Source organism: Pseudomonas sp. R37(2017), from assembly GCF_002113375.1.
Taxonomy (GTDB): domain Bacteria; phylum Pseudomonadota; class Gammaproteobacteria; order Pseudomonadales; family Pseudomonadaceae; genus Aquipseudomonas.
In genome coordinates, this window is the sequence record NZ_NEHO01000006.1 from 140,219 (window position 1) to 154,709 (window position 14,491).

Here is a 14,491-nt window from a genome sequence, read left to right on the forward strand (position 1 = left end):
TCAAGCGACAGCTACGACGTCGAGAATCCGCTGGACCACCCGGTCCTGATCGATGCCAGCGGCTTCGGCTTCAAAGGAGAGAATGATGCGATGGCGCAGCACGTCGAACAGTACGGCCTGGATGTCTTCAGGGCTGACGAAGTCGCGACCGGCCAGCCAGGCGTGGGCGCGGGCGCAGCGGTCCAGGGCGATCGAACCGCGCGGGCTGGCGCCATAGGCGATCCACTCGGCCATTTCCGGATCGAACTTGGCCGGGACGCGGGTGGCCATGACCAACTGCACCAGGTATTCCTCCACGGCGTCGGCCATGTACAGGCCGAGGATTTCCTTGCGTGCGGCAAAAATGGCTTGCTGACTGACCCGGCGCTCGGGCTTGGTTTCGCCGTTGAGCGCTTCGCCACGGGCCTGTTGCAGGATCTTGCGTTCAACGGTGGCGTCCGGGAAGCCGATCTTCACGTGCATCAGGAAGCGGTCGAGTTGGGCTTCGGGCAGCGGGTAAGTGCCTTCCTGCTCGATCGGGTTCTGCGTGGCCATCACCAGAAACAGGGGCGACAGTTCATAGGTGCTGCGCCCGACACTGACCTGGCGCTCGGCCATGGCTTCGAGCAGCGCCGATTGTACCTTGGCCGGGGCGCGGTTGATTTCGTCGGCCAGTACCAGGTTGTGGAAGATCGGGCCTTGCTGGAACACGAAACTGCCCGTTTCCGGGCGATAGATTTCCGTACCGGTAATGTCGGCCGGCAACAGGTCGGGGGTGAACTGGATACGGTGGAACTGAGCTTCGATGCCTTCGGCGAGTTCTTTGATGGCCTTGGTCTTGGCCAGGCCCGGTGCGCCCTCGACCAGCATGTGGCCGTCGGCGAGCAGGGCGATGAGCAAGCGTTCGATGAGCTTTTCCTGGCCGAGAATCTGAGCGGAGAGAAAGGTTCGCAGCGCGAGTAGCGCTTCACGATGTTCCATCGATGACTGTTCCTGCAAATGGGTGGCCGAGGACGTTCGAAATACGCCAGGGCCGGGGGCGTTACTTTAATCCATCGCGAGGGGCGCCGACTAACGGCATTTTGCGCAATGTAGCGGAATGTTTGGGGGAAGTTGGTTGAATTTTACAGGGCGAGAGAGTAGCGCTGTTCTTGCAGTGGCTTTCGCGAGCAGGCTCGCTCCCACATTGGGGGAGTACCGGATGCAGGTTGTGCGCCCGCTGGAGATCCCCTGTAGGAGCGGGAGCCCGCTTGCGGCCTGCTCGCGATGAGGCCCGCCCGGACGCTATCAGAGCTGGCCGATATAGGTTCCAGTTCCCTTCAGGATGTTTTGCAAGGTTTCTTCCACTTCAGCCAGGTCTGTCATATCGGCGTCAAAGGTGATTTCCAGCACATCATCCCCATTCAGCGCATCGGCATCGGCTGCGGCAATTTCGATCTTCAACAGGGAAGGGCTCAAGGTGACTTTCACACCGTCCAGGGTCGAAGGCTCGTTATCAAGGGTGATTTCCAGTTCGTCTTCATCCGGGTAGCGGGTCATCAGGAACATTTCGCCCTTGTCGCTGTGGCAGCAGAGCATGGCCATGTTGTCTTCCTCGTCGTCGCAAGGGTTGACGATCAAGAGGGCGGTTTTCATTTGCATGGGAAATTCCTGGCTCGGCGGGCGTGGTGAAGATAAACAGGACGTGATTTTGCCAGCCTTTTAAGTTTTCTGCTCGGTCACGGGAGCATTTTGCGCTGTCACGGCGAGAGGGCTGGCTACCTGAAAAATTCAACTGGCTACAAGTTGTAGAAACACTCGACCAGTCGTCGGCACTGTAATTTCTGACAGTGGCCGTGCCTTGGTTTAAAGCATTAACTGCAATGCGTGCAATTTGGTGTTGATCGGGTTTCTTTCTGTTCGAACCAGAATTATTGCGAGTGGGAATGTTCGATAACGCCGAAGGTGTTAACCAGGGGTGTCAGTATGAGACCGATGAGCAAATGGACAAGCTTTATACTTTTCTGGTTGTCTTTGCTGCCTTTTTTAGCGAGCGCGGCTACGCCAGATTACTCGCATCTGATTTTTTTGCTGAAAGAAGAAATTACTATTTCTGATAGCCAGAAAAATATTCCGGACCGCCAACAGGCGTTAAAGGCACTCAAAACCCTTGTGCCGAACATGAGGCCGTTAGTGCCTGCTTTCGATACTAAAACCAAGGCTGAACAGCAGGCGCTGCAAAGGCATCGTTTGAATCGTTATTTCATGGTTGATACTCACGCGCTGACGACGAAACGGGCAGAGTCATTGATTCAGCAATTGAAACAGAACCCATTGGTCGAAGAAGCTCAATTTGAACCCCGTGTGGATGGGATGCATGGAGATAATGGTAAACCTGTCAAGAAAGTCGCGAGCAAGAATATTCCTGACTACACGGGGCGACAAAATTATCTGCAAGGCCAGACTGTGGTCCCGCCCTATAAGATAGGTGGCGTTAACGCAGTTGAAGCCTGGAAGGTTTCGGGGGGAAAGGGCCAGGATATGCAGGTGGTCTCTGTCGAAATAGATCACTGGTCATATGATCATGTAGATTTACCAAAACCCTATTTGGAAATTACCGTCGGAGCCGTAACCGGCTCCCACGATACAGCCAGCGCAGGCACTATTGTTTCAAGGGAAAATGGTTTTGGTACTACCGGTATAGCGTCGTCCGCAAAGTTGGGCTACATGCAGTGGGGCTCTGACAGGTTGCTTCAATTGGCGGAGATGGTGCAAGAGGGGGACGTGGTGCAATTGGGTGTGCACTATAATTACACGCCTTTTGAGGAAGTGGGGTGCACGACAAATTGCTATATGCCATTGGAGTATTTCAGGCCAGTGCGCGACATTATTTCTTACCTCGTCCAGGAGAAGGGTGTACATACAGTGTTGGCTGCGGCCAATGGCAATATCAATTTGGATCATCCGTATTTCAAAGGTTATTTTGATCGTGCTCTTTACGATACGGGTGCAATTTACGCGGGTGCCGTTGATCCTATGACCGGCCTCAGAGCTTATTTTTCCGAATATGGAAGTCGTGTCGATCTATTTAGTTGGGGGGCTAATGTCACCACGACAACATGGAGTGCGAGCAACCCGACTACAGGCTATACCCATACGTATGGCGGCACGTCGTCAGCCAACCCGATCATTGCGGGGGTGCTTGCCTCCATGCAAGGTGTGGCCCGGGCCAACGGCCTGGGCAATATTCCACCGAAAGTACTTCGTGAAATCCTTGTCGAAACGGGCTACCCGCAGATCAATGGCAATCGGACAGAAATCGGGGTTCAGCCCGATATGGATGCCGCCATCAAGAAAATGCTGGCGGACGGAGCCGACAAACCACCTACAGGACGGCTGGCCTTGCCGGGGGAAGTACGATCGGGCGAGACGTTCAGCGCACATGTCTATGCGCAGTCGCCCTCAAACAAGCCACTGACTTATCGTTGGACCGCCACCGGATTTGTGCCACCGGCAGGCAGTGCGGAGTCGATGTCGTTCACAGCGCCAACAGTCACTGCCGATACCACAGGCACGCTTTCCGTAGATGTTTCCGACGGCACTCATACCATTAATCTGGCGGAGCAGGTCACGATCAAAGCGCCTGTCGGTGGGGGCGAGTGTGGTGATGTCCCGGCGTGGGATGCCGCTAAAGTCTATGCAGTCTACGCAGAAGAGGTGGCGTACAAGGGCAAGAAATACAAGCAGAACTTCTACAACCTCGACAAGCAACCGGACCTCCATTCAGCTGCATATGGCAAAGAGTGGCAGCTCGGGGTTGATTGTCCATGACAAGGTAATGGGCGAATAGGCGTTGTCGTCTATGGCGAAATCTTGAACGGGCGGGAGCGCCAAACAATCAGCGGCCCCGCCAGCAAGCTTGATCGGTTCATCGTAAAACACTGCATCGTTCGCCACCGCTCCCAAAGCGGTCGGTCAGATGCTGTTTCCCTCCCCAGGCTGCTCATCCGAGTGCCCGAGGCCGTGTCGTGAACGGCCAGAGTGTTACTGGTCATTTCTGGTACGCATGTCCCGCAAAACCCGATGGAAATCCGTCATTTTTCTGTGCGAGTGCTAGTGTTGTTCGAGGCGCATGCCTTGAGCTGCGTGCCGATGACCGAATATGTCGCAGCACCGCAAGAATGGGCCTTGCCGCACTCGTTAAGCTGCGCAACGGATGAGCACCCGTAAAGACATTGCGCTGTACCCGGCCCAGTCGTTTTTGCAGATGCCCATTCACGGAAGGTGAATGTGACCTGAGTGTCTCGTCCAGCTTCACCCACCTGTCACCCTGTTTCCTCTGCCCGAGAATCAGGAGCCGGGTGACGGACCACCCCGAAAGGGGTTTTGCACGCGACGCTTTCATCAATAACAAGCCCAAGCGGAGTACCACAGATGGCGTTCTTCACCGCAGCCAGCAAAGCCGACTTCCAGCACCAACTGCAAGCGGCACTGGCGCAGCACATCAGTGAACAGGCACTGCCACAAGTGGCGCTGTTCGCTGAACAATTCTTCGGCATCATTTCCCTTGACGAGCTGACCCAGCGTCGGTTGTCCGACCTTGCTGGCTGCACCCTTTCTGCATGGCGCCTGCTTGAGCGCTTCGATCACGCGCAACCGCAAGTACGTGTCTTCAACCCCGATTACGAACGTCACGGCTGGCAGTCGACCCACACCGCGGTCGAAGTGCTGCACCACGACCTGCCATTCCTGGTGGACTCGGTGCGTACCGAGCTGAACCGCCGCGGCTACAGCATCCATACCCTGCAAACCACCGTGCTGAGCGTGCGTCGTGGCAGCAAGGACGAGTTGCTGGAAATCCTGCCAAAGGGCACCCAGGGTGAAGGCATTCAGCAAGAGTCGCTGATGTACCTGGAAATCGACCGCTGCGCCAACACCGCCGAGCTCAACGTGCTGAGCAAGGAGCTGGAGCAGGTGCTCGGTGAAGTCCGCGTTGCCGTGGGTGATTTCGAGCCGATGAAAGCCAAGGTCCAGGACATCCTGACCAAGCTGGACAACAGCCAGTTCGCCGTCGACGCCGACGAGAAGAGCGAAATCAAAGGCTTCCTGGAATGGCTGGTGGGCAACCACTTCACCTTCCTCGGCTACGAAGAGTTCGTGGTCAGCGATGAGGCCGACGGCGGCCACATCGTCTACGACAAGGAGTCCTTCCTTGGCCTGACCAAGCTGCTGCGTGCCGGCCTGACCTACGATGACCTGCGCATCGAAGACTACGCCGTGAACTACCTGCGCGAACCGACCCTGCTGTCGTTCGCCAAGGCCGCGCACCCAAGCCGTGTGCATCGTCCGGCTTACCCGGACTACGTATCGATCCGCGAAATCGATGCCAACGGCAAGGTCATCAAGGAATGCCGTTTCATGGGCCTGTACACCTCGTCGGTGTATGGCGAGAGCGTGCGGGTGATCCCGTACATCCGCCGCAAGGTCGAGGAAATCGAACGCCGTTCCGGCTTCCAGGCCAAGGCTCACCTGGGCAAGGAACTGGCGCAGGTGCTCGAAGTGCTGCCGCGCGACGATCTGTTCCAGACCCCGGTGGACGAGCTGTTCAGCACCGTGATGTCGATCGTGCAGATCCAGGAACGCAACAAGATTCGCGTGTTCCTGCGCAAGGACCCGTACGGCCGCTTCTGCTACTGCCTGGCCTACGTGCCGCGTGACATCTACTCCACCGAAGTGCGCCAGAAGATCCAGCAAGTGCTGATGGACCGCCTGAAAGCGACCGATTGCGAATTCTGGACCTTCTTCTCCGAGTCCGTGCTGGCCCGCGTGCAACTGATCCTGCGCGTCGACCCGAAAAACCGCATCGACATCGATCCGCTGCTGCTGGAAAAAGAAGTGGTGCAAGCCTGCCGCAGCTGGCAGGACGACTACGCCACCCTGACCGTCGAAAGCTTCGGCGAAGCCCACGGCACCAACGTGCTGGCCGACTTCCCGAAAGGCTTCCCGGCCGGTTACCGCGAGCGTTTCGCAGCCCACTCGGCTGTGGTCGACATGCAGCACCTGCTTAGCCTGAACGAAAAAAATCCGCTGGTGATGAGCTTCTACCAGCCGCTGGGCCAGGTTTCCGGCCAGCGCATGCTGCACTGCAAGCTGTACCACGCCGATACCCCGCTGGCGTTGTCCGACGTCCTTCCGATCCTGGAAAACCTCGGCCTGCGCGTGCTGGGTGAGTTCCCGTACCGCCTGCGCCACAACAGCGGTCGCGAGTTCTGGATTCACGATTTCGCGTTCACTGCCGGCGAAGGCCTGGAACTCGACATCCAGCAACTCAACGACACGCTGCAGGACGCCTTTGTCCACATCGTGCGTGGCGAAGCCGAGAACGACGCGTTCAACCGCCTGGTGCTGACTGCCGGCCTGCCATGGCGCGACGTGGCACTGCTGCGTGCCTATGCCCGCTACATGAAGCAGGTTCGTCTGGGCTTCGACCTGGGCTACATCGCCAGCACCCTGAACAACCACACCGACATCGCTCGCGAGCTGACCCGGTTGTTCAAGACCCGTTTCTACCTGGCGCGCAAGCTGTCCGGCGACGATCTGGAAGACAAGCAGCAACGCCTGGAACACGCGATTCACAGCGCCCTGGACGACGTTCAGGTGCTCAACGAAGACCGCATCCTGCGTCGCTACCTGGACCTGATCAAGGCCACCCTGCGGACCAACTTCTACCAGACCGATGCCAACGGCCATAACAAGTCGTACTTCAGCTTCAAGTTCAACCCGCACTTGATTCCTGAGCTGCCCAAGCCAGTACCGAAGTTCGAAATCTTCGTGTACTCGCCGCGCGTCGAAGGTGTGCACCTGCGCTTCGGCAACGTGGCGCGTGGCGGCCTGCGCTGGTCCGACCGTGAAGAAGACTTCCGTACCGAAGTCCTGGGCCTGGTGAAAGCCCAGCAAGTGAAGAACTCGGTGATCGTGCCGGTGGGTGCGAAGGGCGGCTTCCTGCCGCGTCGCCTGCCGCTGGGCGGCAGCCGTGACGAGATCGCGGCCGAGGGCATCGCCTGCTACCGCATTTTCATTTCCGGCCTGCTGGACATCACCGACAACCTGAAGGACGGCGCCCTGGTGCCACCGGCCAACGTCGTGCGCCATGACGACGATGACCCGTACCTGGTCGTGGCGGCGGACAAGGGCACTGCGACCTTCTCCGACATCGCCAACGGCATCGCCATCGACTACGGCTTCTGGCTGGGCGACGCGTTTGCGTCCGGCGGTTCGGCCGGTTACGACCACAAGAAAATGGGCATCACCGCCAAGGGCGCGTGGGTTGGCGTACAGCGCCACTTCCGCGAGCGCGGCATCAATGTCCAGGAAGACAGCATCACCGTGGTCGGTGTCGGCGACATGGCCGGTGACGTGTTCGGTAACGGCTTGCTGATGTCCGACAAGCTGCAACTGGTCGCAGCCTTCAACCACCTGCACATCTTCATCGACCCGAATCCTGAGCCGGCATCGAGCTTCGCCGAGCGTCAGCGCCTGTTCGACCTGCCGCGTTCGGCCTGGTCGGACTACGACACCAGCATCATGTCCGAAGGCGGCGGTATCTTCTCGCGCAGCGCGAAGAGCATCGCGATTTCCGATCAGATGAAAGAGCGCTTCGACATCGAGGCCGACAAGCTGACCCCGACCGAACTGCTGAACGCCTTGCTCAAGGCGCCGGTGGATCTGCTGTGGAACGGCGGTATCGGTACCTACGTCAAGGCCAGCACTGAAAGCCACGCCGATGTCGGCGACAAGGCCAACGATGCACTGCGCGTGAACGGCAACGAGCTGCGCTGCAAAGTCGTGGGCGAGGGCGGTAACCTGGGCATGACCCAGCTGGGTCGCGTCGAATTCGGCCTCAATGGCGGCGGTTCCAACACCGACTTCATCGACAACGCCGGTGGCGTGGACTGCTCCGACCACGAAGTGAACATCAAGATCCTGCTGAACGAAGTGGTTCAGGCCGGCGACATGACCGACAAGCAACGCAACCAGTTGCTGGCGAGCATGACCGACGAAGTCGGTGGTCTGGTACTGGGCAACAACTACAAGCAGACTCAGGCCCTGTCCCTGGCGGCCCGCCGCGCGTTGCCGCGGATTGCCGAGTACAAGCGCCTGATGAACGATCTGGAAGGTCGCGGCAAGCTGGATCGCGCCATCGAGTTCCTGCCGGCCGAAGAAGCCCTCAACGAGCGCGTCGCGGCAGGCCATGGCCTGACCCGTGCCGAGCTGTCGGTGCTGATTTCGTACAGCAAGATCGACCTCAAGGAGCAACTGCTGGGCTCCCTGGTGCCGGACGACGACTACCTGACCCGCGACATGGAAACCGCTTTCCCGCCAACCCTGGTGAGCAAGTTCTCCGCGGCCATGCGTCGTCACCGTCTGAAGCGCGAAATCGTCAGCACCCAGATCGCCAACGATCTGGTCAACCACATGGGCATCACCTTCGTTCAACGACTCAAAGAGTCGACCGGCATGACCCCGGCGAACGTGGCCGGCGCCTATGTGATCGTGCGGGATATCTTCCATCTCCCTCACTGGTTCCGCCAGATCGAAGCCCTGGACTACAAGGTTTCTGCCGACGTGCAGCTGGAGATGATGGACGAGCTGATGCGCCTGGGCCGTCGTGCCACGCGCTGGTTCCTGCGTACCCGTCGCAACGAGCAGAACGCTGCCCGGGACGTCGCTCACTTCGGTCCGCACCTCAAGGATCTGGGGCTGAAGCTCGACGAGCTGCTGGAAGGTCCGACCCGTGAAGGCTGGCAGAAGCGTTATCAGGCTTACGTCCAGGCCGGTGTGCCTGAGCTGCTGGCACGCATGGTGGCGGGTACGTCGCACCTGTACACCCTGCTGCCTGTCATCGAGGCGTCCGATGTGACCGGCCAGGATCCGGCTGAAGTCGCCAAGGCTTACTTCGCAGTGGGCGAAAAGCTGGACATCACCTGGTACCTGCAACAGATCAGTGCCTTGCCGGTTGAAAACAACTGGCAGGCCCTGGCCCGTGAAGCGTTCCGCGATGATGTGGATTGGCAGCAACGTGCGATCACCATCTCGGTCCTGCAGCGGGGCGAAGGCTCCGTGGAAGCTCGCCTGGCGTCCTGGATGACGCAGCACGAGAGCATGATCGAACGCTGGCGCGCCATGCTGGTGGAAATCCGTGCCGCCAGCGGCACTGACTACGCCATGTACGCGGTGGCCAACCGCGAACTGCTGGACCTGGCGTTGAGCGGTCAGGCAGTAGTGCCTGCCGCTGTCGCCGCCGAGCTGGAACCGGCGGCCTGATCAGGCGTTGAATGAAAAAAACCCGCATCGAGAGATGCGGGTTTTTTTTGCCGCAGGTTTTTGTGGTGAGTGATCCGACTTGCTCGCGAAGAGGCCTGTGGGATCAATACAACTTCTGACTTGTTTCAGTATCAACCATCGACACATTACTTGTCGGGCTGGTCAGTAAATTGCTGAGCGACTGGTCAAACTTTTGCAGCGCTCTTACTTGCACATTCTGTTGTTCGTTGATGTCCGCAACTATCTCTTCGCTGCGTTTATAGTCGGCCCATACCGGACTAAGCGATTTGGCGTCATGGCCTTGTGCAGTACCGATGTAGTTGAAGTCCTTGTCGTAAAAGTCCGCACTGACATCGGCCTGGATGTCCGAACTGCGCGACGTCATCAGTTGGCTGCGGGTGTTGACCACCGCCATGACATCCGGCTTCGCTGCCTTGAGGCTCTGCATGTCCGGATACACGATAACCGAGCCGAACTGCCGTTGCAGGGAGGCCTTGACCCAATCCACCGCGAGGTCTGGCGTGGAAGTGGCCACATAGGCGTCATGTATCGGCTGTACCAGCAGGCTCTGGCCGAAACCGGTGCCGGCGTTGGCCCGGTAATCCTGGAGATAGGCACGATTGGTCTGAGTGGATTGGCTGTAGATGACGCCCAGGGAAACACCACGGCCGTTGGTGATGAGGGTGGCGCCGCTGCGACCGACCGGTTCGGTGAAGAGACTGTTCAGAGAAGTGACGGCTTTCGGGGCGGTGGGTACGGAGCAGCCGGTTAAAGCAATCGCTAGTGTCAACGTACTGGCAAGCGCAAGTTTCATGGTGTTTCTCCAGTGAAACAACTCAGTCACAAGTTGAAGTTGCCGGTGCTGTACCGGCGGTGACTCAAGACTAAACCCTGGATGAATTATTTAAATAGCCATCGCTTGCACTTCCCCGGCGATCACTAGTTTTGTTTGGTTTAAAAGTTTTCGGTTAATTGCCTCGGGAAATAAAAAGTCCCGAATCCGTGATTCGAGCCTTTTTATTTATAGCTGTACGGTCAGCCATCAGTGTTCCAATGGGATCAACACTTTTTCATCCGTGGCCAATACCATGAATACCAGCAACTTCGCGGGCTGGGTCGCGCTGGCGTTTTTCGATACCAGGTGTTCCGATCCGGCCGCTTCATACCAGTACTCACCGGCCTTGTAGGTTTTCGCCGGCTCGCCCTTTACCTGGGAGACGATTTCTCCCGAGAGGACGTACGCCATGGTGGTGCCTTCGTGCTTGTGGGAGATGGACGACTGGCCGGGCTGGTAATCGACTTCGATCATCAGCGCTTTTTTACCGGGGACGTTTTTCAGCATTTCGTCCTGCAGGACAGTGACCTTTTCCGCTGGGTCATGGGCAAAGGCCGATGCGGAAAAAATCAGGGCAAGGGCGGCAAGGGGGGCAGCACAGAAGCGCAACACGTTCATGGTTCATTACCTGCGGTGGGTGAGTTGTCGAAAACAACAGTAGTCCGCCAGCGGTAGTGATCAAACAGCCAATATCCGGGAAGTCCGGGGGACCAATCTTAAGTGTGCCAATGAAAAAGATCGCAGCCTCCAGCAACTTCTACAGAGGTACCCATTGCCCTGTAGAAACTGCCGAAAGCTGCGATCTTTAATAACGCTCCTATCGGACCGGAAAGCTGTTGAAGTCGACGGCGTTGGCCAGCTGGCAATCGATCAGGTCGATGAACTCCTGTGCCTGAGGGCTATTGAAATGCGATTGCATCGCTGCTTCCGATTGCCAATGAGCGCTGACGGTCCAGCGATTACTGTCTTCGGGGCAACGGTCGACCATATAGGACTCACAGCCGGGGAGGTCGCGCAGGGTTTCGACAATCTTCTGCAGATGCCTACCCAGTTCGTCCGAGCGACCGGTGACGGCTTGCACCTTGACGGTATTGATCATTTTGTCGGGCATTGCTCACACTCCTGAATCAGGCCGGACGAATCCTGCTCATTGAGGGATAACGCTTATGCAGGATAGGCCTGCCCCCGGGGACCGCCAATAGCCAATCGCCCGATAAAGTCGCAGGCCAATCCGTCAGGCCACCTGCTGCAAAATGTCGCGCAATCGGTCAAGCGCGGTGTCGATGTCGAGGGTTTCGATGGCGCCAAAACCAAGGAAAAGCCCGGCCTTGGGCGCCTCCTGATAAAAAAAGCTGTCGATGGCATAGAGTCCGACTTCGACTTTTTTCGCCAATTCGATCACTAATGGAACATCCATCGGCACTTTGCACATCACCACCATGTGGAATCCGGCAGTGGATGGCACTGCTTCGAACCAGGGCGAGAGGTCGCCGGCCATGCGCGTCAGGATCCGCTCGCGGCGCCCGGCATAGATCGTATGGCAGCGTCGGATGTGCTTGAGCAGGCAGCCTTCGGCGATGAACTTGGCCAGCGCCCATTGCGGCAGGGTCGAGGTGTGCAGGTCGGTGAGCTGTTTGGCGCGCAGCACGGCTTCCAGGATCGCCGGCGGCAGGATCCCATAGCCGAGTCGCAGTTCCGGCAGCAGGGTTTTGGAAAAGGTCCCGACATAGGCGACGATCCCCCGTTCGTCCATGCTTTGCAGGGAATCGGTGGGGCGACCTTCATAGCGAAACTCGCTGTCGTAGTCGTCCTCGATGATGATCGCGCCCAACTCATGGGCCTTGGCCAGCAACGCGACACGGCGCGCCTGACTCATGGGCATGCCCAGCGGAAACTGGTGCGAAGGGGTGACGTAGATGAGCCGTGTGCCGCGAGGAATCCTGTCCACCACAATGCCTTCGGCGTCCACCGGCACGCCGATCACCGTGGCGCCATGGGTGCCGAACAACAGCCGCGCCGGCGGGTAGCCGGGGTCTTCCATGGCGACCAGGCTGCCCGGGCTGATCAGCACCCTGGCAATCAGGTCCAGCGCCTGCTGCGCGCCGTTGCACACCACGACATCCTCGTCCTGACAATTGACCCCGCGGGAGAACGCGACGTGCTGCGCAATGGCGTTGCGCAGGGCCGGCAAGCCTTCGGGCAGGCTGTAGAACCCCTTGGAACCGGCAATCTGGCGCAGTGCGTGAGAGGTGCAGCGCCGCCAGTCATCCTGGGGAAACTGGCCCTTGCTGGTGGCGCCGCCAATGAAGTCGTAGCGCAGCGAGCCTTCCAGAGTCGGATGACGCAGGAACACCGGCAGGTTGCGCCAGGACTCGATCACCTCAAAGCCGCCAAGCCCGGTGTGGCTCTGTTTACGCTGCACCTTTGAAGTGCGCGCGTTGACGTAAGTGCCTTTTCCGACCACTCCGGTGAGGAAGTTTTCATAGGTCAGCTGGGCGTAGGTATCGGAAATGGTCTTGCGCGAAATACCCAGCTGTTCGGCCAGCAAACGGCTGGGCGGCAGTTGCGTCCCGGCGGCCAGGCGACCGGACTCGATGGCGCTGCGCAGTTGGTTGTACAACTGGCCGGCGAGGTCCTTGCGGCCATTGATGACAACATGTAGTTCCATACCGGCGAGGCTCCGGGAAGGTTGAGGCGCGTGTGCGTCGAGCAAGATTACCCCTATCCGCTTGTCGTGCAGAAGTTGTGCAGTGGAAAAACCGTCAATTGGTCTGGCAGGGGTGGTCCACGGGGAAATCGTGTAATTGGATCTGTCCTGCCGTCGCGCGAGCGACTACCTTGAAAATGACTTCAAGGCTGCACGAGATCGCTCGATGAATCCCCGACTGGACTACTACAGCGCTTCCCCCAAAGCGATGAAAGCGATGATCGCCATGGAGGCCTTGGCCAGCAGCCTGAGCATCGAGCAGGGCTTGCTGCACCTGATCAGGATTCGTGCTTCTCAACTCAATGGCTGTGCCTTCTGCACCGACATGCATTCGGTGGATGCAAGGCGCCTGGGCGAAAGCGACCGGCGTCTGTATTCCATTGCGGTCTGGCGCGACAGCAACTTTTTCAATCCGCGGGAAAGAGCCGCGCTGGCCTGGACCGAGGCGGTCACCTTGCTCTCCGAAAGCCACGTGCCGGATGAAGTCTATGCCCAGGCCCGCGAGCAGTTCAGTGAATGCGAAATGGTCGATCTGACCGTCGCGGTCACCACCATCAACAGCTGGAATCGCCTGGCCGTGAGCTTTCGGCAAGCGCCCAGCGCCTGAGCCGTTGTCATACCAGGTTCATGAGCGATGAGCAGGATGGAACTGTCAGTCCGGTCGACAGGGAGTCCGCGATGTCAGTCATGCAAACCAGCGCCCACCAAGGGGCTACCGAGTATCGTGCAGCCATCGACAAGGACCCGTCCTGGCGCCAGTTAGCGGCGGCAATCGACCCCGAACTGGCACTGTGTTTTACCGCCAGTGCCCGTTGCGGTTGTTACATGCAGGCCGCCCGCAGCCTCAACATCAAGGCCACCCGCCTGCGCCGACAACTGGTGCTGCTGGAAACGCAGTTGCAGTGTTCGTTGTTCAACCCGTCCGACAATGGTTTGAGCCTCAGCCGCGATGGCTTGCGTTTGCACGCACAATTGATCGCCCTGGCCCATGAGCGTGGTCTGCCGGTGATTGAACAACCGCTGATTCGGCTGGCCGTGGCGGACTCCATCCTGCATGACATTCTCGGACGTGACCTGGTGGCGCTGCTGCGGCGCAACGCCGGCGTGCGCCTGGACATCATCACGCTCGACAGTGAATTGTCATTGCGGGCGGTCAGCGCCGACGTAGTGGTGTGGCTGGGCGAGGTCGAAACGCCGTTGCCGGGGCCGAGCTTTGCCACCACCGAACCCCGGCGCCTGGCGCAACTGGATTACCTGCCTCACATTGCCAAGCGCTACTCGCGGGTGGCTTCCAGGCCGGAATGCATTGATGACCTGGCCGATTTTCTCCTGGTGCAATGGCGACAGGACTGCCACGTTGAAAGCTTGCGGCCATGGAATGCATTGGTGGATCAGCGCCTGTCCGGCGCAGTGCAACTGCAAGCCTGGGAACTGATGCTGGAGATGATCCGCAGCGGTGCCTGCATCGGTCTGCTACCGCACTACATGAGCCACTTCGACCGCGGGTTGATCGCCTTGCCGGGCTTGTTTGACCAGCCGATGCGGCGTCAGGTGTGGATGGCGGTCAACGCCCGGTCCGGGGATGATGCGCAGGTGCGGACGATCGTCGAATTGATCGAAGACACCTTCGCCGAGCGTCGCGAATGGTTCGAAATCTGAGTGCTCCC

At 58.8% G+C, this 14,491-nt stretch carries 10 protein-coding genes; 4 read left to right on the forward strand and 6 right to left on the reverse strand.

Annotated features, from left to right (window positions below; translation table 11 throughout):
* Both CAG47_RS12625 and CAG47_RS12630 read right to left on the reverse strand, forming a co-directional pair.
* Window positions 1-960, reverse strand: a complete 960-nt coding sequence (locus tag CAG47_RS12625; RefSeq protein WP_085725186.1) for a MoxR family ATPase — start codon at window positions 958-960, stop codon at window positions 1-3.
* Window positions 961-1,266: 306 nt separating this feature from the next.
* Window positions 1,267-1,620, reverse strand: a complete 354-nt coding sequence (locus CAG47_RS12630; protein WP_085725187.1) for a hypothetical protein — start codon at window positions 1,618-1,620, stop codon at window positions 1,267-1,269.
* Between the two features lie 333 nt (window positions 1,621-1,953).
* On the opposite strand from CAG47_RS12630, the gene CAG47_RS12635 reads away from it, so the two are divergent.
* Window positions 1,954-3,789, forward strand: a complete 1,836-nt coding sequence (locus CAG47_RS12635; RefSeq protein ID WP_158091312.1) for a S8 family serine peptidase — start codon at window positions 1,954-1,956, stop codon at window positions 3,787-3,789.
* A 603-nt stretch (window positions 3,790-4,392) separates the two neighbouring features.
* Window positions 4,393-9,282: an NAD-glutamate dehydrogenase gene (locus tag CAG47_RS12640; RefSeq protein ID WP_085725189.1), complete on the forward strand. Its 4,890-nt coding sequence runs from the start codon at window positions 4,393-4,395 to the stop codon at window positions 9,280-9,282.
* Between the two features lie 103 nt (window positions 9,283-9,385).
* On the opposite strand, the gene CAG47_RS12645 is transcribed toward CAG47_RS12640, so the two are convergent.
* The 4 genes from CAG47_RS12645 to CAG47_RS12660 all read right to left on the reverse strand — a co-directional run bounded on the left by CAG47_RS12645 (window position 9,386) and on the right by CAG47_RS12660 (window position 12,785).
* Window positions 9,386-10,096 (reverse strand): ATPase, encoded by a 711-nt coding sequence (locus tag CAG47_RS12645; RefSeq protein WP_085725190.1) that lies wholly within the window; start codon window positions 10,094-10,096, stop codon window positions 9,386-9,388.
* A gap of 228 nt (window positions 10,097-10,324) precedes the next feature.
* Complete coding sequence (locus CAG47_RS12650; protein WP_085725191.1) at window positions 10,325-10,735, reverse strand: cupin domain-containing protein; 411 nt, start codon at window positions 10,733-10,735, stop codon at window positions 10,325-10,327.
* A gap of 199 nt (window positions 10,736-10,934) precedes the next feature.
* Complete coding sequence (locus CAG47_RS12655; protein ID WP_085725192.1) at window positions 10,935-11,228, reverse strand: antibiotic biosynthesis monooxygenase family protein; 294 nt, start codon at window positions 11,226-11,228, stop codon at window positions 10,935-10,937.
* Window positions 11,229-11,351: 123 nt separating this feature from the next.
* Complete coding sequence (locus CAG47_RS12660; protein ID WP_085725193.1) at window positions 11,352-12,785, reverse strand: PLP-dependent aminotransferase family protein; 1,434 nt, start codon at window positions 12,783-12,785, stop codon at window positions 11,352-11,354.
* Between the two features lie 205 nt (window positions 12,786-12,990).
* On the opposite strand from CAG47_RS12660, the gene CAG47_RS12665 reads away from it, so the two are divergent.
* On the forward strand, window positions 12,991-13,431 hold the full coding sequence (locus CAG47_RS12665; protein WP_085725194.1) for a carboxymuconolactone decarboxylase family protein: 441 nt from the start codon (window positions 12,991-12,993) through the stop codon (window positions 13,429-13,431).
* 71 nt (window positions 13,432-13,502) lie between these two features.
* The gene (locus tag CAG47_RS12670; RefSeq protein WP_085725195.1) at window positions 13,503-14,483 is read left to right on the forward strand and encodes a LysR family transcriptional regulator; all 981 of its coding nucleotides are present in this window, start codon (window positions 13,503-13,505) and stop codon (window positions 14,481-14,483) included.
* Window positions 14,484-14,491: the final 8 nt, after the last annotated feature.